The organism is Streptomyces sp. S6 (genome assembly GCF_054880855.1).
This window is the reverse complement of sequence record NZ_JBTYMC010000019.1, coordinates 1-20058: the sequence shown is the minus strand read 5'-3', so window position 1 is coordinate 20058 and position 20058 is coordinate 1. Positions and strand designations below refer to the sequence as shown.

Below are 20058 nucleotides of genomic sequence, written 5' to 3'. Positions count from 1 at the left end.
GAATCCGTGTCAGATCGACCTTGTTCGGGTTCACCGGGTGTGGGGAAGTTTTTGCCTGTGGCTGATTGTGGGTGGGGGCAGGGGCGGCGGTGTGGGGGTTCGGGGTCTGGGGTCGGCAAAGTCGGGCCGGAAAGCGGTGGTCGGTGAAGTCGGGGCTGTTGCGGGCGTGTTGACCGGCTGTGCGGTACGGCGCACGCTCGGAAGTGAATGGTTGTTACAACATACTTTTCGCTCGGGTGGGATCTCGCGTGGATGCGCGCAGGCAGGACGGGGCGCCCGAGGGGGAGTGCGGAGTGGAGGACGGGTATGTGCGGCATCGCCGGTTGGGTCTCCTTCGACCGTGAACTGTCGGCCGAGGGTGCGGTATTGGATGCGATGACGGAGACGATGGAGTGCCGGGGACCGGACGACCGGGGGGTGTGGACCGAGGGGCACGTGGGGCTCGGACACCGCCGGCTGGCGATCATCGACCTGCCGGGCGGCCGACAGCCGATGAGCTTCGAGACGCCCCACGGCAAGGTCGCCATGGTGTACTCGGGCGAGGCCTACAACTACACCGAACTCCGCCGCGAACTCACCGCCAGGGGACACCGGTTCACGACCGACTCGGACACCGAGGTCGTCCTGCACGGCTACCTGGAGTGGGGCGACGAGGTCGCCGAACGCCTCAACGGCATGTACGCGTTCGCGGTGTGGGACGGCCGTCGGGACGAACTCGTGATGATCCGCGACCGGATGGGCATCAAGCCGTTCTACCACTACCCCACACCGGACGGCGTCCTCTTCGGCTCCGAGCCGAAGGCGATCCTCGCGAACCCCCTGGCCCGCCGCCGCGTCACCCTCGACGGCCTGCGGGAACTCTTCACCATGATCAAGACACCGGGCCACGCGGTCTGGGACGGCATGGCCGAGGTCGAACCCGGCACGGTCGTCACCGTCGGCCGCGAGGGCCTGCGCCGGCGCGTCTACTGGGAGCTGGAGACGAAGCCTCACACCGACGACCGCGCCACCACGATCACGACGGTCAGGGAACTCCTCGACGACATCGTCCGCCGCCAGCTCGTCGCTGACGTCCCCCGCTGCACCCTCCTCTCCGGCGGCCTCGACTCCTCCGCGATGACGGCGATAGCGGCCCGCCAACTCGGCGAGCACGGCGAGAAGGTGCGCAGCTTCGCCGTCGACTTCGTCGGCCAGGCGGACCACTTCGTCGCCGACGAACTGCGCGGCACCCCCGACACCCCGTTCGTGCACGACGTCGCCCGCACCGCCCACACCGAGCACCAGGACATCGTCCTGGACCCGCAGGACCTCGCCGACCCCGAGATCCGCCGCAAAGTCGTCCGCGCCCGCGACCTGCCCGCCGGCTTCGGAGACATGGACGCCTCGCTGTACCTGTTGTTCCGGGCGATCCGGGGCGAGTCGACGGTCGCCCTGTCCGGTGAGTCGGCGGACGAAGTGTTCGGCGGGTACCTCCAGTTCTTCGACGAGGAGGCCCGCACGGGCGCCACGTTCCCCTGGCTGGTCAGGATGGGCCGCGACTTCGGCGAGGACTCCCAGGTCCTGGACCCCGGCCTCCTCACCGCCCTCGACCTGCGCGGCTACATCGCCGACGGCCACCGGGGCGCCGTCAAGGGAATCCAACGCCTCGACGGGGAGAGCGACTTCGAGTACGGCATGCGCCGCATGTCCCACCTCCACCTCACCCGGTTCGTCCGCGTCCTCCTCGACCGCAAGGACCGCGCCAGCATGGCCGTCGGCCTCGAAGTCCGGGTGCCCTTCTGCGACCACCGGCTCGTCGAGTACGTCTACAACACCCCCTGGGCCCTGAAGTCCTTCGACGGCCGGGAGAAGAGCCTGCTGCGCGAGGCGACCGCCGACGTCCTCCCCAGGTCCGTCTACGACAGGGTCAAGAGCCCCTACCCCTCCACGCAGGACCCCGCGTACGCGACGGCCCTGCGCGCCCAGGCCAAGGACCTCCTCGCCGACCCCGCCCACCCCGTCTTCGGCCTCGTCGACAAGTCCCGCCTCCACGACGCCGCCCACCGCACCGACCCCGTCAGCGGCCAGGCCGCGCGCAAGGGCCTGGAACGCGCCCTCGACCTGGCCGCCTGGCTGGAGATGTACCGCCCCGAGGTCGAGCTGAGCTAACCCGCCAACGCCCAGAACGACATGGGTGAGTTGGGCCGGAACCCGATCCTCGGATACACCGGCGCCCCGGCCGCCGTCGCGTGCAGGGTGGCCCGGGTCAGCCCCGTGGCCCGGCCGCCCTCGTACAGCGCCTTGCGGGTCACCGCCTCCCCGTAGCCGCGCCGCTCCCACGCGGGATCCGTCGCGACGAGGACGACGAAGAGGCGGCCGGCCGTCTCGACGGTCGCCGCGCACGACACGGGGACGCCGTCGCGCAGCCCCAGATAGGCGTGCACGCCGGTCCTCCACAGCGCGGACCCGACGAGCCCCTCCCGCCCGTCGGCCGGATCGAAGCCGTACGCACGGGAGTTGAGGTCCGCGTACGCCGTGAGCTGCTCGTCGTCCCGGACGCGGACGAACGTCAGGTCCGGGTGGGCGGGTTCGGGCAGCGGCAGCAGGTCGCCGGCCATGCCGGTGCCGGGGAAGGCGTGGACGAGGCCCGCCCCGGCGGCGGCCGAGGCGAGGGCGGTGCGGGCGGCGCCGGCCAGGAGGTCCTCGAAGACCCACAGGAAACCGGGCCGCTTCTTCGACCGCATGACGTCCGCCGCCTCGGCCAGCCGCCGGGACAGGAGCGCCGGGTCCGCCCCCGGCTCGGTCAGCGTCACGCAGTTCCAGAACAGGAACCGGCTGTCGGCCCACCGCACGGCGACCCCCGGCAGGTCACGGACATCGGCGTCCGGATTGCGGTCGAGCACCAACGTCCGCCATCCGACGGCGAGTTGCTCCATCGACTCGATCGACTCCGCGGGAACGGTCACGGTTCTCCTCACGCACACAGCTGGATCCGGCACCGCCAAGTCAAGCAAACGCGGGGTCGACTCGTCCCGAGGTCGGGCCCCATCGGGTTCCCCCGCCTCACCTGCGACCTGGACGAGCCGCTCGACACCGGGCACACCGACGGCCCCGCGCCGGCCGGCCTCCAGCGCCTCGAACGTGATGGTGATGGCAACTAATGTCGTCGGTACATCCCCCACGCCGAGGAGTACGACATGGCGAAGATCCTGTTCCTGATGACCGCCGCCGACCGGTGGACCCTGGCCGACGGCACGACCCACCCCACCGGCTTCTGGGCCGAGGAAGCGGTCGTCCCCTACGAGACGTTCAAGGCCGCCGGCCACGAGATCACCGTCGCCACCCCGGGCGGCGCCGTCTCCCCCGTCGACCGGGTCAGCCTCGACGGCGACGAGATCAAGGCGGCCCTGGAGAAGGCCACCGAGCTGCGCGAGCCCATCGCCCTCACCGACGTCCGCCTCGACGACTACGACGCGGTCTACGTCCCCGGCGGGCACGGCCCCATGGAGGACCTCGCCGTCGACGCCGACTCCGGCGCGATCCTCACCCGCGCGGTGGAGTCCGGCATGCCCGTCGGCGTCGTCTGCCACGGCCCCGCCGCCCTCCTCGCCGCCGTCAAGGAGGACGGCACCAACGCCTTCGCCGGCTTCCGCGTCGCCGCCTTCACCAACGAGGAGGAGCGCATCGGCGGCTTCGCCGACAAGGCCAAGTGGCTCCTCCAGGACCGCCTCACCGAGGCCGGCCTCGACGTCGACGCGCGCACCCCGTGGGCCCCGCACACGGTGACCGACCGCAACGTCGTGACCGGGCAGAACCCGGCGTCGTCGGGGCCGTTGGCGGTGGAGCTGCTGACGCTGATCGGCTGACGGGCCGGGCGGCGCGGGGTCAGACCGTGCGCAGTGCCTCGGTGGGCTGCATCCGGGCCGCGCGGATCGCCGGGAGCAGTCCGGCGACCGCGCCGATCGCCAGCGCCGATCCGACGCCGCCCAGCCACGCCTCGGGGGGAACCACGACCGTCCAGCCCTTGACGGAGGCGTAGACGACCGTGGCCACGACTCCGCAGCAGACCCCCACCGTTCCCCCGATCCCGGCGAGCAGCACCGCCTCGGAGAAGAACTGGGTGCGGATGTGCCCGCGGGTCGCGCCCAGCGCGCGCCGCAGTCCGATCTCCGGCCGGCGTTCCAGGACCGAGATGACCATGGTGTTGGCGACCCCCACCCCGCCGACCAGCAGCGCCACCGCGCCCAGGCCGAGGAACAGGCCGTTGAGCGCCGACTCCGCGGCGGCCCGGGCGACCAGCGCGTCCGACGGGTTGCTGACCGTGGCGTTCGCCGGGTCCTGCGGGTTGGCGGTCCGTGCCAGCACCTCGTGCACGTCGTTCACGTGGTCGGTCCTCGATCTGACGTAGATGGTGGTGGGGTGCCCGCTGTAGGCGAGATAGCGCTCCGCGGCCGGGTACCCGACGAGTACGGAGGCGTCGATCTCCGGCGCGAGAGCCGCCTTGTCGAGGATGCCGACCACGTAGAACCACTGGCCGCCGAGCCAGATCCGCTGCCCGGTGCGGACCCGGTCGATGCCGAGGCGCCTGGCCGCGTCGTAGCCCAGCACCGCGGTCGGCCGGGTGGCGGTGGCCTTGTTCAGGAACGCGCCGTGGGCGACCCTGGTGCGCACCGCCGAGAGCAGCCCCAGGCTCGTCGCCCGGACCTTGAGGCCGTTGGTGTTGAGCGTCGGCACCAGCGGACTGCGGTACACCCGGGCCTTGGTGGCGCCGGTGCTCTCCACCTGCTCCACCGGGCCGATCCGGGAGATCATCCCCGAGGCCGCCTTGGGCAGCCGCACCTCGTTGCCCTGGATGTCCTTGCCGGGGGTCACGGTCAGCATGTTGGTGCCGAGCCGGTCGATCTCGGCCAGCAGCCCGGCCTGCGACGAGGCGGACAGCCCGAGTACGGCCACGATCGAGGCCACCCCGATCGCGATGCCCAGCGCCGACAGGGCCGCCCGCAGCCGCCGGGTGCGCAGTCCGACGCTGCCGGTGCGGGTCAGGTCGACGAAACCCAGATGTCCGGGTCGGTAGGTCACGGTCACCGGCTCCGAGCCCCCTTCCGTGGCGCGTCGTCGGCGACCACCCGGCCGTCCAGCATCTCGATGCGGCGCGGCAGCCGGGCGGCCATGTCCCGGTCGTGCGTGATCACGACGATGGTGGCGCCCTGCTGGTTCAGCTCTGTCAGCAGCGACAGGATCGCCGAGCCGTTGACGCTGTCGAGGTTGCCTGTGGGCTCGTCGGCGAGCACGATCGCGGGACTGCCGGCCAGCGCGCGGGCGATCGCGACCCGCTGCCGTTCACCGCCGGACAGCTTGGACGGCCGGAACCCGGCGCGGTTCGCCAGCCCGACCCGCTCCAGGGCCTCGGCCGCCGCCCGGCGCCGGGCCGCCCGGCCCACGCCCGCGTACAGGAGGCCGTCGGCGACGTTCTCCAGCGCGCTGGTGTGGTCGGCCAGGAAGAACTGCTGGAACACGAAGCCGATCTCGGTGGCCCGCACCGCCGCCAGCTCACGGTCGCTCATCCGCGCGACGTCGGTGCCGGCGATGCGCATGACGCCGGTGGTCGGCCGGTCCAGCGTGCCCATGACGTTGAGCAGCGTGGACTTGCCGGAACCCGACGGGCCGACGATCGCGACCAGTTCGCCGCGGTGCACGGTGAAACTCACCCCGCCGAGGGCCACCACGGGCGACGCACCTCCCGGGAAGAGGCGGGTCACCCCGTCCAGTTCCAGAACCGGGGACCCGGCGCCCCCGTCCGGCACGCCGGTCACCACCGCGGTATCGCCCGCGCGGGCGCTGAGCGCGCTCATGACGCCGGCACCACGATCCGCTGACCGGCCTTCAGGCCGGCCCCGGTGACCTCGACGAGCCCGCTGTCCTGGTCGAACATCCCCAGCTCGACCGGCATCAGCCGGCGCTCGCCGTTCGAGCCGACCACCTCGACGCCGTAACCGCCGTCGAGCAGCGCCAGCAGGGAGTCGACCGGCACGTTCAGCACGTCGGCGGCGCTGCCGGTGATGATCGACACCTGTACCGGCGCCTGGTCGAGGCTGCCGGTGACCTTGGGGTCGTCGGGCTCGATGCCCACGGTGACCTTGGCGCCCTGGTTGTCGCCGCCCGACTCGGCGACCCGGCCCACGGACGTCACCCTGCCCTGGGTCGTCCTCAGGTCCGGCAGCGTGATCGTCACCTTGTCACCGCGTTTCACCTGCGACTGGTAGGCGGTGTCGAGCTGTACGGAGACGTACCGGCGCAGCGAGCTGGCGGTCAGCACCGGCATCCCCGGCTGGGCCTGGCCGCCCAGCTTGATGTTCACCTTGGTCACCTTGATCTGGTCCAGAGGCAGGTACACCACCTCACCCATCGACAGCTTCCCGTCCTCCTCCAGGCCGAAGTGCTCCTCCAGCCGCTCGACCGCTGCCGTGGTCCGGTAGCCGTAGTAGCTGGAGGCGGGACTCAGGTAGTCGCTGTAGCCGAGCTTGACCAGCGCGGCGTTGAGCTGTTTGACGTCGGCTCCCTCGTCGCCCTCCTTGAGGTCCCGGAACACCGGGACGGACCCCTTCAGGAAGATGACGGGCTTGCCGTCGACCTCGTACAAGGCCTGGCCCGAGCGGCGCCGGTCGCCCGCCCCGGGCACCTTGGTGACCACACCGCTCGCCCGGCCGACGGCCTCGTAGCCACCGGCGTAGGCCAGCGTGCCGTTGACCGAGGTGCGGGCGGACACCGTGCCCCGCTTCACGGTCGCCGTGCTGACGGGCGTCCGGTCGCCGGTGCCGTCGGCCTCGGCCTCCTTGTCGAAGGGGCCGACCAGGTGAGCGGCGACGGCCGCGCCCGCGGTGCCCGTCACCAGGATCGCCACGATCGTCCACCGGCGGCCCCTGCGCCGCCCGGTCCCCGCGCTCGCGGGCGCCATGTCCTCGCGCCGCGTGGGGGAGGGCACCACGCTCACCTTCCGCCACCGCCCGGCCGCCCTGCCCGGTCGTGTTCCTGTACGCGCATACCCGTCTCCTTCGACCGGCCTTCATCGGCTGCCTATTCGCCTGCTGGTCCTGTTCTACGGAAGCGGCGGTTTCGGGACGGTATCGCCCGCCGCGGAATTCCCGGGGCCGAGGATGTGCCGGAACGGCGGAATGAAACCCCGCCGCAACCGTCGGGTGGCTAGCATGGGAATACGGCACGGGCTCGACGGCCGGAATTCTTTTTCCCGGGGGGAGAGAAAAGGTGCGCGTTCTTATCGTCGAGGACGACGAGGAAGTCGCCGGCGCGGTGGCGGTGGGACTGCGCCGGCAGCGGATGGCGGTCGACGTAGCGCTGGACGGGCTGTCCGGTCTGGAACGCGCCCTTGTCAACGGCTATGACGTGATCGTCCTGGACCGCGACCTGCCCGGGATGCACGGCGACACGGTGTGCGCCGAGCTCGTCGCCGCGCGGTGCCGCAGCCGGGTGCTGATGCTGACCGCCGCCGCGACCAACGAGGACCTCGTGGCCGGGCTGAACCTCGGTGCCGACGACTACCTGGGCAAACCGTTCGACTTCCGGGTGCTGACGGCCCGGATCGTCGCGCTGGCCCGGCGGGCGCATCCCGCCGTGCCGCCGGTGCTGAAACACGGCGACATCGAGCTGGACGCGGCACAGCGCCGGGTGACCCGGGACGGCGAGCCGCTCGACCTGGCCCCCAAGGAGTTCGGTGTGCTGGAGCTGCTGCTCGCCGCCCAGGGCCGGGTGGTCTCGGCGGAGGAGCTGCTGGAACGGGTGTGGGACGAATCGGCCGACCCGTTCACCAAGTCCGTCAAGGTCACCGTCAGCCGGCTGCGCGCCAAGCTCGGCGACCCACCGGTGATCCACACCGTGGCCAAGTCCGGCTACCGGGTCTGAGGGCGGCCCGTGCGCATCGTCCTCCGCATGCCCCGCAACACCGTCCGGTTCCGGCTGACGCTGCTCTACGGCGGGGTCTTCCTCGTGTCCGGCGTGGCGCTGCTCGCGATGACCTTCTTCCTCGTCGACCGGGCCGACTCGGGCCTCTACGTGTACAACGGCCAGGGCGGTGCGGCCACCGTCGAAGAGGTGGCGAAACCGCCGGCCGGACGCGGCCCGCGGGAACTCAGCACCGAGGGGGACGACCTGCCCGCGCCGGATCCCGGTGAGAGGCAGGCGCTCATCGACCTGGCACAGCGGCAGAAGGACGAGCGGCGGCACACGCTGCTGGTCCAGAGCGGCACCGCGCTGGGCGTCATGGCGGTCGTCTCGGCGGGTCTCGGCTGGGTGCTGGCCGGACGCGTGCTGCGCCGCCTGAGCACGATCACCCGCACCGCCCGGGAGATCTCCGCGACCAACCTGCACGCACGGCTGGCCCTGCCGGGGCCCGTCGACGAACTCAAGGACCTCGGCGACACCTTCGACGAGCTGCTGGCCCGGCTGGAGGCCGCATTCGAGGCGCAGCGCCGGTTCGTGGCCAACGCCTCGCACGAGCTGCGGACCCCGATGACACGCCAGCGCACCCTCGGGCAGGTCGCCCTGGCGGACCCGGACGCGAGCGTGGAGTCGCTGCGGGAGGCCCACCTGCGGATCCTCGCCGCAGGCCGCGAGCAGGAGCGGCTGATCACGTCACTGCTGACCCTGGCCAGGGGCCAGGCCGGTCTGGAGCGCCGGGTGCCGTTCGACCTCCGGCAGTTGGCCGGGAAGGTCGTGGCGGCCCGCGACGAGGAGGCCGAGCGGCGCGGCGTGTCATGGCGTACGACGCTGGAGCCGGCCGTCGCGGTCGGTGGCGCAGGCCTGGCGGAGCGCCTGGTGGTCAATCTGGTGGACAACGCGCTGAGCTACAACACCCCCGACGGGTGGGTCGAGGTCGCCACCCGCGCCGAGGGCGACCGGGCCGTGCTGACCGTGAGCAACTCGGGCCCGGTCGTCGCCGACGACGAACTGGACCGGCTGTTCCAGCCGTTCCAGCGGGTCGGCACCACGCGCACCCGCCGTGACGGGCTCGGTCTCGGACTGTCGATCGTCAGCGCCATCGCCACTGCCCATCACGCCGAACTCGACGCCGTGCCCCGGCCGGACGGCGGTCTGACCATGACGGTGCGCTTCCCCCGCACCACGGCGGACACGGCCGCCGTCGAACGCGTCTGACGCCGCTGTCCCGCAGGGCGTCGCGGTCAGCCGCCCTGCGTGTTCTTGGCGCCGTCCGCCGCGCCCTTCCCGCCGTTCCTCAGGACCTCTTTGCACTTGTCGTCGGCCTTCTTGAAGACGGGGCCGGTGATGTCGACACCGAGCGCACCCCGGTCGATGTCGGTCCCGCCCTCCGCATTGGGGTCCGGGAACCTGGGCACACCGTTCTTCCGCATGCACGCGGCGTACTTCAGCGCGGCCTCCCGGTCCGGAGCCGTCTCGGGCGCCGGCGCGGCGTTGTACCGCTTGCACTTCTCCGCGGCCCGCTGATACGTCGGCGTGCCCATACCCACCTTGTCGCCATCGATCTTGAGACCGCCGCCTGCGTCCGGGTCCGGAAAACCGGGTACGCCGTTCGACCGCATGCATTTCGAGTAGGCGAGGGGACCCTTCTTCCCGGAACCACCGCCCTCCTTCGCGCTCTTGCCGTTACTGGGACCGGCCAAGGCGACACCGCCACCGCCACCGCCGTCGTCTCCGCACGCGGTCATCAGCAGTCCGGCGGCGGCGACCGCCACGACCAGCGTGACGCGCGGACGGATATGCCGCAGCGACCCTGCGGTCTTCCAATTCTCGCGCTCAACCGTATTTACCGGCATGATTTCTCCCCTTTTCCGAATAGCTCCTGACGGAGTTCTATCGGACGTCCGGTTGCGGGAAGGTATCAGCGAAATACGCGAATTCTACGCAGCCGCGCTGCTCCAGAAGTCCCGCATCAGGGGCGTAGGCGTCGGGCTCGTCATCGCGAGTTGGGTCAGCAGGACGGTGACGGTTCCCGATGCCGGGGTGATGTGGGCTGTCGTGCCGGTGCCGCCGGACCAGCCGTAGCGGCCGGGGGTGTTCCAGGGGGCGATGGGGGAGAGGTCGACCTGGCCGCCGTAGCCCCAGCCCTGGCCCTCCAGGAAGAGGGCGGCGGCGGTGCGTTGGGCGGCGGTGAGGTGGTTGGTGGTCATGCGGCGGACCGAGGCGAGGGAGAGGAGGGGGCGGCCGTGTGCCTCGCCGCCGGCCAGCAGCATACGGCCGAACGCCAGGAGGTCGTCGGCGGTGGAGACGAGGCCCGAACCGCCGGAGGGGAAGGCGGGGACGGTGGCCCACTGGGGGTCGTCGGGGGACGACGACAGGGCCGGGCCGCCGTCCGCACCCGGCACGTACGCCGACGTGAAGCGGTGCCGTTTCGCCGCCGGGACCTCGAACCCCGTGTCCCGCATGCCCAGCGGCTCGAAGACGCGCTCCGCGAGGAACTCGGGGAAGGAGCGCCCCGACACGCGGGAGACCAGGACGGCCTGGAGGTCGGAGGAGGTCGTGTAGAGCCAGGCGTCGCCCGGCTGGCGCAGCATCGGCACCCGGGAGAGGAGGGTCAGCCAGGTGTCGGGGTCGGGCCAGTCCTGGCGGGGGCGGACGTCTCCCTGGACCGTGAGGAGGGCCTGGGCCGCGGGGAGGGAGAAGTCGGACGGCAGCCCCCAGCCCGTCCGGAAGCTCAGCAGGTCCTCGACCGTGACGGGACGGGCCGCCGGGACGACGTCGTCGACGGCGGACGAGGGGCTGCGCACCACGCTCGGTGACGCCAGCTCGGGCAGCCACCGGGAGACGGGCGAGTCGAGGGCGAGCCGTCCCTCGTCGACCAGCATCATGACGGCCGCCGCCGTGACCGGCTTGGTGACGGAGGCGAGCCGGAAGACGGAGTCCCGTGCCATCGGCGCCGACCCCTCGACGTCCACCGAGCCCGCGGTCACCACCTGGACGTCGTCCCCCCGGGCCACGAGCCCCACAGCACCGGGCACCCGCCCCTCGCCGACGTACCGGTGCAAGGTGTCGTACAGAGTCTTCATCGACGGCCTTCCGCTCGGGTGCTCCCCGTCGGTACGACTCCGAGGGCGACCGGAACTCATCGCCCCGCAGCCTCAGCGCCGCATCGAAGCAGGCTCGCTCACAGCTTTGGCGCCGGGCGCAGCACGTCACAACAACGGACCCGCTCGCAGCCGGGGCCCCGGGAAGGCGTCGCGTCGAAACGGGCCCGTTTACAGCTCCGGCGCTGGATCAGTGCCGCGTCGAGCCGTTCCCCTCATCGCTCCGGCGCCGGGATCAGCGCCGCGTCGAAGTAGCCCCGCTCAGAGCGTCGGCGTCGGGCGCAGCGTGTCGAAGTGGACCCGCTCGCAGCCGGGGCCCTGGGAAGGCGCCACGTCGAAACGGGCCCGTTTACAGTTCCGGCGCTGGATCAGTGCCGCGTCGAAGCCGTTCCCCTCACCGCCCCGCCGCCGGGATCGGCGCCGCGTCGAAGCCGGCCCCCTCACAGCCCCAGCGCCGGGAACAGTGCCGCGTCGAGGTAGGCCCGTAGGAAGGCTGGGTCGGCGGGGGTGCCTTCGAGGAGGGGGTGGGTGACCAGGGCGCCCAGCATGATGTGGGTGACGTAGGCGAGGGCCGGGGTGTCGGGGTGGACCTCGCCGCGCTCGACCGCTCGGGCGAGGAGCGCGTCGAGGCCGGTCAGCTCGGGGTCGACCAGCAGACGGCGCAGGGCGTCGAGGAGGTCGGGGTGGGTGTGCACGGCGTGTGCCAGGCCCCGGATCAGGGCGGTGTCGTCGGCCATCCGGTGGTCGTCGAGCTGGTCGATCAGGGCGTGGAAGTCGCCGCGCAGGGAGCCGGTGTCGATGCGGTGCAGGGAGACCGGCTTCTGGTGGCGCAGAGCCCTGGCGACCAGCTCCGGCTTGCCAGCCCACTGCCGGTAGAGGGTCGCCTTGCTGCACCGGGTGCGGGCGGCGACCGCCTCCATCGTCAGCGCGTCGTATCCCACCTCGCGCAACAGGTCCAGGACGGCGTCGTACAGCTCGGCCTCACGCTCTGGGCCGAGCCGGCTGCGGCGTGCGCGCGGCGGTGCGGTCGTCGGGTGTCCGGTCATGGCCACCGTCCCCTCACTTCGTGTCCCGGCCTCCACGCTATCGCGGAAGAAGATGAATACGAAACCGTTTCGGTGGTGAAACATCGACCCTGTAAGACTGGAACGGCACAGCCGAGACCGACACCGCACCGAGCCGGGGATGAAGACCATGGCCGCCACGTCACCGCCCGCCGCCCGACCGGGCCGGCCCCGTGACCCCGGCGCCGACGCGCGCATCCTCCAGGCCGCCGTCGACGAACTCGCCGTCACCGGCGTCGCGGGCTTCCGCACCAACTCGGTGGCCGCCCGCGCGAAGGTCGCCAAACGCACCCTCTACTCCCGCTGGCCGGAGCGCGACGAGCTGATCCTCGCCGCCCTCAGCACCTTCTCCGGCCGCCTCGAACCACCCCGCACCGGCAGCCTGGAGCAGGACCTGCGGATCCTCTACACCACGATGGCGAAGACCCTGGACAGCCCCCAGTGGCTCATCGTCTTCCGCTGCTCCTTCGAGTTCCCCGACTTCCCCGAGCTGTACGCGCCCTTCCTGCGCGACTGCGTCGACCAGCCGCTCGCGGTCATCGAGGACGTCCTGCACGACGCGCTGCGCCGCGGCGAGGTCCGCCCCGAACTCGACCCCTCCGTCGCCGCCGAGTCCTTCGCCTCCGCGATGACCAACTTCAGCTCCCACATCTCCCGGCGGCGCGGAGTGAGCGCGACGGGCGTGCGCGAACAGTTCCTCGACCTGTTCCTGCACGGCGTACGGACGTCGGGGGGCTGACCGGGAACCTAGGGCCGGTCGTCAACTTCCCGCCTGCCGGGCGGACGACGCGAAGGTGACGACCGGCCCTAGGAACCGATGAGCCCCCGAGCCTCCTCCACCCACCCCGACACAGCCTTCGCGCCGCAGCTCTCGGCGATCGCCTCCGCCTCGTCCAGATGCCGGGACGCCGTCGACGGGTCGCCGGTCTCGGCCGCGAGGCGGGCGAGCGCCACCAGTCCGGCCGCCACCCCCGGCTGGAAGCCGATCTCCCGGCGCAGCGCCACCGACTCGGTGAACCGCGCACGGGCCTCCTCGAAGCGGCCCGCGTCCCGGTCGGCGAAGGCGAGGTGGCGCACCGCGCAGGACATCGTCCTGCGGTCGCCGGCGGACTTCGCCAGCGCGTAGGACCGCTCGAAGAACCGCTCCCCGGCGGCGTCGTCCCGCCTGACCACCTGATGCCAGCAGCCGATCCAGAACAACGCGTCCGCGTGACCCGGCACGTTCCCCAGCCGCTCGTACAGCTCCGCCGCCCGCTCGAACAGCTCCAGCTCCCGGCCGTCCTCCTCCCGGCCGCCCAGGAAACGGACGTGCAGCAGCTTGCCCCGCGTCAGGCACAGCGGCGCCTCGACGGCGTCGAGGACCGTGTCGGCGCGGTCCGGCGCGGACACGTCACCGCCGAACACGGCCTCCTCGAACAGCGCTTCCGTGACCCCGATCCAGTCCTGTCTCCACATGCTCCTGTTCCTCCCCGTCGCGCACGGTCCTGAAGCGCCTCACCGCGAGAGTCCGGCCCGCCAGTCGCGCGGCCACTGCCCGGACGGCGGCGGTGCGCCGACGACACCGAGGTCACGGCGCGCGCTCTCGTAGAAGGCGTCCCGTGCAGCGCTCGCCACCTGATGCGCCTCGGTCCACCTCGCAGGGTCGACCGCGCCCTCCCGCACCAGCAGCTCGACGCTCCAGACCGACTCGTGCCAGCGGCGTGCCGCGGCGACGGTCCCGGAGTCCCCGACCAGCAGCACGGACTCCCACTGCGCCGAACGCTGCGACTCCGCCTCGGCCAGCAGCGGCAGTCCCTCTGCGGGGTCCAGCGGATCGGCCACGTCCGCGAAGCCGAGGCCCGCGCCGATGCGCTGGGCGATGCGCAGTTGCGCCTTGAGGAGGTTGGCGTAGCGGCCGTACGTCTCGAAGCGCTTCTCGTCCCAGCGCTCGTCGCGCTCCCTGCGCCACCTTCGGCGCTCGGTCAGACTCTGCGCCGCGTACGAGCCCACCGAGCCGACCACGACCCCTATCAGCGCGGGCAGTTGATCCAGCAGTGCCATGCGTCCCCTCCGACGACAGTGCGATCCGGGTCCCTACCCACGAAACAGGTCCGGCCCAACACGCTGGACCATGCGATACGCCGTACCGTACGCTGACCCGCATGCCCCGCACCTCCCCCTCCCTCGACCGCGCGACCCCGGCCCGCATCGCCGAGACCGCCCTCCTTCTGGTCGACGAGGGCGGTCCCGAGGCGCTCACCTTCCGGGCCCTGGCGGCCAGGCTCGACATCTCGCTCGCCTCCCTCCAGCGCCGCTGCGCCGACCTCGCCGGCCTCCTCGACCTGTGCCTGGACCACCTGGCCGCCCGCCTCCCCGAGGTCGAGACCGGACCGGACGGCGACTGGGCGACCGTGACCGAGACCCGGTTCACCGCGCTGTACGACCTCCTCGTCGCCCACCCCGGACTCCTCGCCCTGCGCGGCACGCGCCCCTGGCTCGGCCCGCACCTCCTGGCCCGCCTCGCGGAACCCCAGCTCGCCGACAACCTCGCCGCCGGCATGACCCCGGCCGAGGCGATGGCCGCCTACCGGGGCATGTACCTCCTCACCCTCGGCAGCGCCGGCTTCGTCGACCACCGCGACCCGGCCGCCACCCGCGCCACCACCCGCCGCGCCCTCGCCGCCCTCGACCCCGACGACTTCCCGGTCCTCACCACCCACCTCGCCGACTTCCTCCCCACCCTCACCGACCACGCCGTCCACCGCACCGCCCTGCGCCACCTCATCGACGCCGCCAAGGAGCCCCGACCGTGATCTTCAGCAGCGACAACATCGCCGCCACCCCGCCCGAGATCGTCGAGGCGATGACCCGCGCCGCCACCGGCCCGGCCCTGCCCTACGGCGCCGACGAACACTCCGACTCCGTACGACGCCGGCTCGCCGACCTCTTCGAACGCGACGTGGACGTCCTGTTCGTCTCCACCGGCACCGCCGCCAACGCGCTGAGCCTCGCCACCCTCACCCCGCCCTGGGGCAGCGTCCTGTGCCACCGCGACAGCCACGTCAACAACGACGAGTGCGGAGCCCCCGAGTTCTACACCGCCGGCGCCAAACTCGTCCCGCTCGGCGGCACCGACGCCAAGATCGACCCGGCCGAACTCCGGACGGCCGTCCGCCACAAGGCCGGTGACGTCCACAGCGTCGAACCCTCCGTCGTCAGCGTCACGCAGGCCACCGAGACGGGCGCCGTCTACACGGCCGACGAGATACGGGAGCTGGGGGAGATCACCAAGGACGCCGGGCTGCGCCTGCACATGGACGGCGCACGCTTCGCCGGAGCCGTCGCCTCCCTCGGCGCCACGCCCGCCGACCTCACCTGGAAGGCGGGCGTCGACCTGCTCTCCTTCGGCGCGACGAAGAACGGCACGATGACCGCCGACGCGATCGTCGTCTTCGACCGCTCCCTGACCCCCCAACTCGCCTTCCGGGGCAAGCGCGCAGGCCAGCTCACCGCCAAGATGCGCTTCCAGGCGGCCCAGTTGGACGCCTACCTCACCGACGGCCTCTGGCTGCGCAACGCCACCCACGCCAACGCGATGGCCGACCGCCTCCAGGACGGCCTCAAGGCGGTCCCCGGCGTCGAACTCCTCGGCGCGGCCGACGCCAACGTCCTCTTCGCCCGCCTGCCGGGGCAGGTGACCGACGGGCTCCTCGGGGACGGGTTCGTCTTCTACCACGACCGCTGGGAGAAGGGCGTCGTCCGCCTCATCACGTCCTTCGCGACGACCGAGGCGGAGGTCGACGCGCTCATCGGGGCAGCCGCTCGCCACGCGGCCTGAGATCCCGCGCCCACTCCTCGAAGCCGGTCAGGCCGATGCCCAGCGCGCGGGCGAACTCCGGCCTGGCCGGCTGGCCGACGGCCTCCAGGAACGCGTGCGTCGCGCCCATGTCACCCATACCGGCGGCGCGAGCCTGTTCCTCCGTCATGTCCGGGGCCGTCAGCGGGACACCCAGAGTGCGGGAGAGGATCCCGGCGATCTCGGTCATGGTGAGACGGTCGCCGCAGAGCTCCAGTTCCACCTGATGGAACTCGGCGGGCGCGCGGAACGCGGCTGCCGCGGCCCGGCCCACGTCCCGGGCCGCCACCAGCGACAGGTGCGTGCCCGGCTTGACGACGGTGACCAGGCCCCCTTCGGCGCCGCGCGGGAAGTAGAACCGCATGGCCGGGTCGAAGTTCTCCATGAAGAACGCCGGCTTGAGCAACGTCCAGTGGCGGAAGCCGAGTTCACGCAGCCGGTCCTGGATCGCCGCCTTCGTGCCGAGCGGGACCTCCAGCGCCGCCCACCGGCCTTCGGCCCACCCCGGTGCCTCGACGTGCTGTCCCACCCCGCTGGTCGAGGACTGGACGAACTGCTCCACGCCGGCGGCCCGCGCGGCCGTCATGAGGTTGACCGCCTGGCGGACCTCGCCGGCGAAGTCGAAGCCCTCCCCGGTGAGAGCGGGCATCTGCACCGAGAACACGGCGCGTACGCCGTCCACGGCCGCGTCGAGGGACGCCGGTTCGGTGAGGTCGCCCACGAACAGGTCGGCGCCGAGTTCCTCGACGGCGCGTGCGCGCGGCGAGCCGGGGTCGCGCACCAGGGCGCGCACGGGTGTTCCCCGCGCGAGCAGGGCGCGGGCGGTGGCGCCGCCCTGACGGCCGGTGACGCCGGTGACGAGAACGGTCATGTGTGCATCTCCTCGCGGTCACGCACAGCACAAACGGCGGACCCCGCCGTTTCGCGTTCGCTATGATACGGCGGGGCCCGCCACTTCACAATGTTTCGGGGAGACCATGACCGGCCAGCGCTCGGACGCCCGCCGCAACCACGCCCACATCCTCGCCGTCGCCGAGGCCGAGGTGGCGGCCCGGGGAGCCCAGGCGTCCCTGGAGCACATCGCCCGCGTCGCAGGCGTCGGATCAGCCACCGTGCGGCGCCACTTCCCCACCCGCGAAGCCCTGCTCGAAGCCGTCTTCGCCCAGCGCGTCCACGCCCTGTGCGACCGCGCCCACGCACTCCGCGCCGAGCCCGACAGCCGCTCCGCGCTGGTGACTTGGCTGCGTGAACTGCTCGCCTACGCACTCGCCGCGCGCGGCCTGGCGGACCTCCTCACCTACCAGCCCCTCCAGGACGACGCCCCCCAGGACTCCTGTGCGACGGCCATCGGCGCGGCCGGCGCCCCGCTGCTGCGCAGGGCGATCGAGGAGGGCGCCGTCCGGGCGGACGTCACCGTCGACGATCTGCTCACCGTGATCGTCGGAATCGCCCTGGCCACCGAGAAGCGCGCCGACCCGGCGATGCGGGCGGAGCGCGCTTTCCGGCTCACCGTCGAGGGGCTCGGTGCCTGAGCAGGGCCCTCAGCGTTCGAGGAGCGCGATCCGGATCGCCCGCTCCACGTGGGCCGCCGCGTTGGCGTGCTCGTCGGTGTTGGGGTGTACCAGGGTGACGTGCTTGCCGATGACGCCGCAGTTCAGGAGGGTGCCGGGGAGTTTGGTGGGCCAGTAGTCGGCGGCGTCGCCGCAGAGCCCCTCGACCCACTTGGTGCCGGCGGGCTGACAGGCGTCGTGGCCGACGCTGGAGGAGTAGACGTCGACGTACCGGTCACCGAAGAAGTTCGAGACCCGCTGGATCGTGCTGTTCAGCGGCTTGAGGACGTCGTCGCGGAGCCAGTCGATGTCGGAGTGCGTGATCGAGCCGAGCTCGGTGAGGGAGAGCCGGTTGCACTCGCTGCCCTGCTCCGGCAGGACCGCCGGGAAACCGACCGTGATCACCTTGGCGTTGGGCGCGGCCTGGTGCACGTGGGCCAGCATCTCGATGTACTCGTCCTGGACCCGGGCGAGCTTCTCCTGGATGTTCTCCTCACCCTTCGGGGGGTTGGTGTAGTACTCGCGGCAGGACTTGCCGACCATCCCCGTTTCGAGGCACTTGAGCAGCATGCCGCCGAAGGGCAGGCTGTTGCCGCCGATGCCGATGGTGACGACGTCGGTCGCGTCGTTCAGGTTCGCCCGCTCGATCTGCGGGTCCACCTCGGGCCAGCCGCCCTCGGGGGCCTGGACCGGGCTGATCGGTTTCTGCTTCGTCTTGGCGATGTCGGCGATGGTCGCGGCGCCGCAGCTGACGTTCGTCAGGTGGACGAGCTTGCCCGGCGGGAACTCGGCCAACTCCTGTTCCACGAGGCCGGGGTAGGCGCCGGACGTCCGGTCGCAGCCGTCCCGTGACGGGTCACCGAGCGCGGGCCGCGGGTCGCCGACGAAGACGCCGGCGGTGTACGAGTCGCCCAGCGCGGCCCACTCGTACGAGTCGGCCGCCGCGTGGGCGGAGCCGGTGGGGGAGAGTACGGCCGCTGCCAGCGCCAGGCCCACGGCGAGCGCGCGGGCGCGGGGGACAGGGTGTCGCATGGATCCTCCAGGATCTGTGGAGGGCACCTCGCCGATATGGCGGGGGCCTCGCGCAAGATCGTCCACGCGGCCCGGACGCCCCGTTCGGGAAAACGGTTTCGTCACCCCTCGATCGAGCTAATAGGTCAGATCATCGTCCGCCGGCGTCCCGGGGGTGTCGGCGAGTCGCTCACCCGCCCACCCGCAGCAACAGCTTCCCCGTGGACGTCCGCCCGCCCATCAGCCGGTGCGCCTCCGCCGCCTCCGTCAGCGCGAACTCCGCGGTCACGGGCAGGGCCACCACCCCCTCGACGACCTTCGCGTACGCCCGCCCGGTGAGCGAACGCAGCTCCTCGGGCGCGGACTTGGCGAGCCCGAGCAGGCTGAAGGCCGACACGGAACGCCCCCACGCGCCCAGCTCCGGCACCCCCGCCTGCCAGGCCGGCTCGCCGGACGCGTTGCCGTAGGACACGAGCCGCCCGTACAGGGCCAGCGCGTCGAGCCCCCGGCGCAGGGTCTCGCCGCCGACGGGGTCGAGGATCAGGTCGATGCCCTTCCCGCCGGTCGCGCGGCGGACGTCGTCGGCGAAGGTGTCCGCCGTGAACACCTCGTCGTACCCGTACCCCTTCGCGTACGCGGCCTTCGCCGGGGACGAGGCCACGCCGTACACCGCCCCGTCCGACGAGGGCACGGTCGTCGCGTCCCCTCTTCCCCGGGGTCTGGACACCCGCGCGGTGCTGCTCCGCAGGCTCCTCGCGGACGACGTCCCCGAGTCCCTGGACTCCGTCGAGGGCGCCCTCCCCGAGGACCTCGCCCTGGTCACGGGTGACCTCGGCGCCGCCCGCGCCCGCTTCACGGAGCGTGTCCTGCGCGGCCCCGACCCCGATGCGTGGGTGGGGCTCGGGCTGGCGCTGCGGGGGCAGGGGCATCCGGCGGCGGGGGTTCTGCTGAGCCGTCCGGAGCTGGTGTCGGCCGTGCACGCGCTGCTCGGGGGCGAGGGGGATCCGGTGCGGCTGGCGGCGGCGTTCGGGGACTGACCCGGCTCCCTCACAGCGGCAGTGGGTCGATGAAGCAGTTGGCGCGTTCCCCCTCCCCCAGTGCGGTCGTCGCCGGGTGGTCGGGGCCGAGGCGTTCGCGCATCTCGCCGAGGATCCGGTCGTGGAGCCGTTCGCCTTCTTCCGCGCGGCCGAGTGCCGTCAGGTCGAGTGCCTGGTTGGCGGCGAGGCTGAGGGTGGAGGGGTGGGCCTCGCCGAGGACTGCCGTGGAGAGGGCGAGGGTGCGGGCGCCGAGGTCGAGGGCGTCGGTGTGGCGGCCGAGGGCGGCGAGGTCGCTGGCCAGGTTCGTCGCGACGACCATCGTCAGCGGGTGGCGTTCGCCCAGGGTGTCGACGAGGGTCGCGTGGGCGGTGCGGTCGAGTTCGTGGGCCATGTCGCACAGGTCGTCCATGCGGGAGGTGAAGTTCCCCCCGCGAACTGGACAGCGGGTGTTTACGCTGCCGGGACGAGGTTCTGACTGAGCAAGGATCTCGTTTCGAGGGGGGTGACGTACCCGTAGTCGGGGTGCCG

General features: G+C 72.2%; 21 protein-coding genes and 1 pseudogene. 9 read left to right on the top strand and 13 right to left on the bottom strand.

From position 1 onward, the window contains the following. Nucleotides 1–306 precede the first annotated feature (306 nt). A complete protein-coding gene (gene asnB / locus ACVNF4_RS04770; RefSeq protein WP_461801377.1) occupies nucleotides 307–2148 on the top strand; it encodes an asparagine synthase (glutamine-hydrolyzing) in 1842 nt (613 codons plus the stop codon). Here asnB and ACVNF4_RS04765 read toward each other — a convergent pair. Continuing rightward, complete coding sequence (locus tag ACVNF4_RS04765; protein WP_461801398.1) at nucleotides 2145–2915, bottom strand: GNAT family N-acetyltransferase; 771 nt, start codon at nucleotides 2913–2915, stop codon at nucleotides 2145–2147. The two genes, asnB and ACVNF4_RS04765, sit on opposite strands and share 4 nt — an antisense overlap. A 261-nt stretch (nucleotides 2916–3176) precedes the next feature. On the opposite strand from ACVNF4_RS04765, the gene ACVNF4_RS04760 reads away from it, so the two are divergent. Continuing rightward, nucleotides 3177–3845: a type 1 glutamine amidotransferase domain-containing protein gene (locus ACVNF4_RS04760; RefSeq protein ID WP_461801376.1), complete on the top strand. Its 669-nt coding sequence runs from the start codon at nucleotides 3177–3179 to the stop codon at nucleotides 3843–3845. 19 nt (nucleotides 3846–3864) lie between these two features. Here the strand turns inward: ACVNF4_RS04760 and ACVNF4_RS04755 are convergent, their stop codons facing one another. Genes ACVNF4_RS04755 through ACVNF4_RS04745 form a run of 3 tightly spaced genes read right to left on the bottom strand, consistent with a single transcriptional unit; the run spans nucleotide 3865 to nucleotide 6961 of the window. Beyond that, nucleotides 3865–5058, bottom strand: a complete 1194-nt coding sequence (locus ACVNF4_RS04755) for an ABC transporter permease (protein ID WP_461801375.1) — start codon at nucleotides 5056–5058, stop codon at nucleotides 3865–3867. 2 nt (nucleotides 5059–5060) lie between these two features. Beyond that, nucleotides 5061–5831, bottom strand: coding sequence for an ABC transporter ATP-binding protein (locus tag ACVNF4_RS04750; RefSeq protein ID WP_461801374.1), 771 nt, complete (start codon nucleotides 5829–5831; stop codon nucleotides 5061–5063). After that, the gene (locus ACVNF4_RS04745) at nucleotides 5828–6961 is read right to left on the bottom strand and encodes an efflux RND transporter periplasmic adaptor subunit (protein ID WP_461801373.1); all 1134 of its coding nucleotides are present in this window, start codon (nucleotides 6959–6961) and stop codon (nucleotides 5828–5830) included. Before ACVNF4_RS04745 ends, ACVNF4_RS04750 begins: the two co-directional genes overlap by 4 nt. A gap of 281 nt (nucleotides 6962–7242) precedes the next feature. Between ACVNF4_RS04745 and ACVNF4_RS04740 the strand changes: the two genes are divergently transcribed. Together ACVNF4_RS04740 and ACVNF4_RS04735 are read left to right on the top strand one after the other, a co-directional pair. Continuing rightward, nucleotides 7243–7896 (top strand): response regulator transcription factor, encoded by a 654-nt coding sequence (locus tag ACVNF4_RS04740; RefSeq protein WP_461801372.1) that lies wholly within the window; start codon nucleotides 7243–7245, stop codon nucleotides 7894–7896. A gap of 27 nt (nucleotides 7897–7923) precedes the next feature. Continuing rightward, nucleotides 7924–9147, top strand: coding sequence for a sensor histidine kinase (locus tag ACVNF4_RS04735; RefSeq protein ID WP_461801371.1), 1224 nt, complete (start codon nucleotides 7924–7926; stop codon nucleotides 9145–9147). Nucleotides 9148–9173: 26 nt separating this feature from the next. Here the strand turns inward: ACVNF4_RS04735 and ACVNF4_RS04730 are convergent, their stop codons facing one another. From ACVNF4_RS04730 to ACVNF4_RS04720, 3 genes are all read right to left on the bottom strand, one after another. Beyond that, nucleotides 9174–9785 carry a hypothetical protein gene (locus ACVNF4_RS04730; protein WP_461801370.1) on the bottom strand — a complete coding sequence of 204 codons (612 nt, stop codon included), beginning with the start codon at nucleotides 9783–9785 and terminating at the stop codon, nucleotides 9174–9176. An 84-nt stretch (nucleotides 9786–9869) separates the two neighbouring features. Beyond that, on the bottom strand, nucleotides 9870–11015 hold the full coding sequence (locus tag ACVNF4_RS04725; RefSeq protein ID WP_461801369.1) for a serine hydrolase domain-containing protein: 1146 nt from the start codon (nucleotides 11013–11015) through the stop codon (nucleotides 9870–9872). Between the two features lie 458 nt (nucleotides 11016–11473). Next, nucleotides 11474–12079, bottom strand: a complete 606-nt coding sequence (locus tag ACVNF4_RS04720; protein ID WP_461801368.1) for a TetR/AcrR family transcriptional regulator — start codon at nucleotides 12077–12079, stop codon at nucleotides 11474–11476. Nucleotides 12080–12227: 148 nt separating this feature from the next. Here ACVNF4_RS04720 and ACVNF4_RS04715 point away from each other — a divergent pair, with 148 nt between their 5' ends. Further along, the gene (locus tag ACVNF4_RS04715) at nucleotides 12228–12836 is read left to right on the top strand and encodes a TetR/AcrR family transcriptional regulator (protein ID WP_461801367.1); all 609 of its coding nucleotides are present in this window, start codon (nucleotides 12228–12230) and stop codon (nucleotides 12834–12836) included. Nucleotides 12837–12904: 68 nt separating this feature from the next. Here ACVNF4_RS04715 and ACVNF4_RS04710 read toward each other — a convergent pair whose 3' ends face one another. Together ACVNF4_RS04710 and ACVNF4_RS04705 are read right to left on the bottom strand one after the other, a co-directional pair. Continuing rightward, entirely contained in the window at nucleotides 12905–13552 is a 648-nt protein-coding gene (locus tag ACVNF4_RS04710) for a tetratricopeptide repeat protein (protein WP_461801366.1), read from the bottom strand. A 39-nt stretch (nucleotides 13553–13591) separates the two neighbouring features. Continuing rightward, nucleotides 13592–14137 carry a hypothetical protein gene (locus ACVNF4_RS04705; RefSeq protein ID WP_461801365.1) on the bottom strand — a complete coding sequence of 182 codons (546 nt, stop codon included), beginning with the start codon at nucleotides 14135–14137 and terminating at the stop codon, nucleotides 13592–13594. A 101-nt stretch (nucleotides 14138–14238) separates the two neighbouring features. Between ACVNF4_RS04705 and ACVNF4_RS04700 the strand changes: the two genes are divergently transcribed. Both ACVNF4_RS04700 and ACVNF4_RS04695 read left to right on the top strand, forming a co-directional pair. Continuing rightward, entirely contained in the window at nucleotides 14239–14889 is a 651-nt protein-coding gene (locus ACVNF4_RS04700; RefSeq protein WP_461801364.1) for a TetR/AcrR family transcriptional regulator, read from the top strand. Beyond that, nucleotides 14886–15914, top strand: a complete 1029-nt coding sequence (locus ACVNF4_RS04695; RefSeq protein ID WP_461801363.1) for a threonine aldolase family protein — start codon at nucleotides 14886–14888, stop codon at nucleotides 15912–15914. Before ACVNF4_RS04700 ends, ACVNF4_RS04695 begins: the two co-directional genes overlap by 4 nt. On the opposite strand, the gene ACVNF4_RS04690 is transcribed toward ACVNF4_RS04695, so the two are convergent. Then, a complete protein-coding gene (locus tag ACVNF4_RS04690; RefSeq protein WP_461801362.1) occupies nucleotides 15883–16803 on the bottom strand; it encodes an NmrA family NAD(P)-binding protein in 921 nt (306 codons plus the stop codon). The genes ACVNF4_RS04695 and ACVNF4_RS04690 overlap by 32 nt on opposite strands. A gap of 106 nt (nucleotides 16804–16909) precedes the next feature. Here ACVNF4_RS04690 and ACVNF4_RS04685 point away from each other — a divergent pair, with 106 nt between their 5' ends. Beyond that, a complete protein-coding gene (locus ACVNF4_RS04685) occupies nucleotides 16910–17464 on the top strand; it encodes a TetR/AcrR family transcriptional regulator (RefSeq protein WP_461801361.1) in 555 nt (184 codons plus the stop codon). A 9-nt stretch (nucleotides 17465–17473) separates the two neighbouring features. On the opposite strand, the gene ACVNF4_RS04680 is transcribed toward ACVNF4_RS04685, so the two are convergent. Next, the gene (locus ACVNF4_RS04680) at nucleotides 17474–18514 is read right to left on the bottom strand and encodes an SGNH/GDSL hydrolase family protein (RefSeq protein ID WP_461801360.1); all 1041 of its coding nucleotides are present in this window, start codon (nucleotides 18512–18514) and stop codon (nucleotides 17474–17476) included. Nucleotides 18515–18683: 169 nt separating this feature from the next. Beyond that, nucleotides 18684–19169, bottom strand: a pseudogene (locus tag ACVNF4_RS04675) (zinc-binding dehydrogenase); the annotation flags it as partial. Here ACVNF4_RS04675 and ACVNF4_RS04670 point away from each other — a divergent pair. Beyond that, nucleotides 19093–19530 (top strand): hypothetical protein, encoded by a 438-nt coding sequence (locus ACVNF4_RS04670; protein WP_461801399.1) that lies wholly within the window; start codon nucleotides 19093–19095, stop codon nucleotides 19528–19530. The pseudogene ACVNF4_RS04675 and the gene ACVNF4_RS04670 overlap by 77 nt on opposite strands. A 10-nt stretch (nucleotides 19531–19540) precedes the next feature. Here ACVNF4_RS04670 and ACVNF4_RS04665 read toward each other — a convergent pair whose 3' ends face one another. Next, the gene (locus ACVNF4_RS04665; RefSeq protein WP_461801359.1) at nucleotides 19541–19939 is read right to left on the bottom strand and encodes a tetratricopeptide repeat protein; all 399 of its coding nucleotides are present in this window, start codon (nucleotides 19937–19939) and stop codon (nucleotides 19541–19543) included. Nucleotides 19940–20058: the final 119 nt, after the last annotated feature.

Excerpts from the sequence above, each read along its gene's own strand:
- asnB (WP_461801377.1), top strand. The coding sequence starts at position 307 with ATGTGCGGCATCGCCGGTTGGGTCTCCTTCGACCGTGAACTGTCGGCC.
- ACVNF4_RS04765 (WP_461801398.1), bottom strand. The coding sequence starts at position 2,915 with ATGGAGCAACTCGCCGTCGGATGGCGGACGTTGGTGCTCGACCGCAAT.
- ACVNF4_RS04760 (WP_461801376.1), top strand. The coding sequence starts at position 3,177 with ATGGCGAAGATCCTGTTCCTGATGACCGCCGCCGACCGGTGGACCCTG.
- ACVNF4_RS04750 (WP_461801374.1), bottom strand. The coding sequence starts at position 5,831 with ATGAGCGCGCTCAGCGCCCGCGCGGGCGATACCGCGGTGGTGACCGGC.
- ACVNF4_RS04735 (WP_461801371.1), top strand. The coding sequence starts at position 7,924 with ATGCCCCGCAACACCGTCCGGTTCCGGCTGACGCTGCTCTACGGCGGG.
- ACVNF4_RS04730 (WP_461801370.1), bottom strand. The coding sequence starts at position 9,785 with ATGCCGGTAAATACGGTTGAGCGCGAGAATTGGAAGACCGCAGGGTCG.
- ACVNF4_RS04725 (WP_461801369.1), bottom strand. The coding sequence starts at position 11,015 with ATGAAGACTCTGTACGACACCTTGCACCGGTACGTCGGCGAGGGGCGG.
- ACVNF4_RS04720 (WP_461801368.1), bottom strand. The coding sequence starts at position 12,079 with ATGACCGGACACCCGACGACCGCACCGCCGCGCGCACGCCGCAGCCGG.
- ACVNF4_RS04715 (WP_461801367.1), top strand. The coding sequence starts at position 12,228 with ATGGCCGCCACGTCACCGCCCGCCGCCCGACCGGGCCGGCCCCGTGAC.
- ACVNF4_RS04710 (WP_461801366.1), bottom strand. The coding sequence starts at position 13,552 with ATGTGGAGACAGGACTGGATCGGGGTCACGGAAGCGCTGTTCGAGGAG.
- ACVNF4_RS04705 (WP_461801365.1), bottom strand. The coding sequence starts at position 14,137 with ATGGCACTGCTGGATCAACTGCCCGCGCTGATAGGGGTCGTGGTCGGC.
- ACVNF4_RS04700 (WP_461801364.1), top strand. The coding sequence starts at position 14,239 with ATGCCCCGCACCTCCCCCTCCCTCGACCGCGCGACCCCGGCCCGCATC.
- ACVNF4_RS04690 (WP_461801362.1), bottom strand. The coding sequence starts at position 16,803 with ATGACCGTTCTCGTCACCGGCGTCACCGGCCGTCAGGGCGGCGCCACC.
- ACVNF4_RS04685 (WP_461801361.1), top strand. The coding sequence starts at position 16,910 with ATGACCGGCCAGCGCTCGGACGCCCGCCGCAACCACGCCCACATCCTC.
- ACVNF4_RS04680 (WP_461801360.1), bottom strand. The coding sequence starts at position 18,514 with ATGCGACACCCTGTCCCCCGCGCCCGCGCGCTCGCCGTGGGCCTGGCG.
- ACVNF4_RS04665 (WP_461801359.1), bottom strand. The coding sequence starts at position 19,939 with ATGGACGACCTGTGCGACATGGCCCACGAACTCGACCGCACCGCCCAC.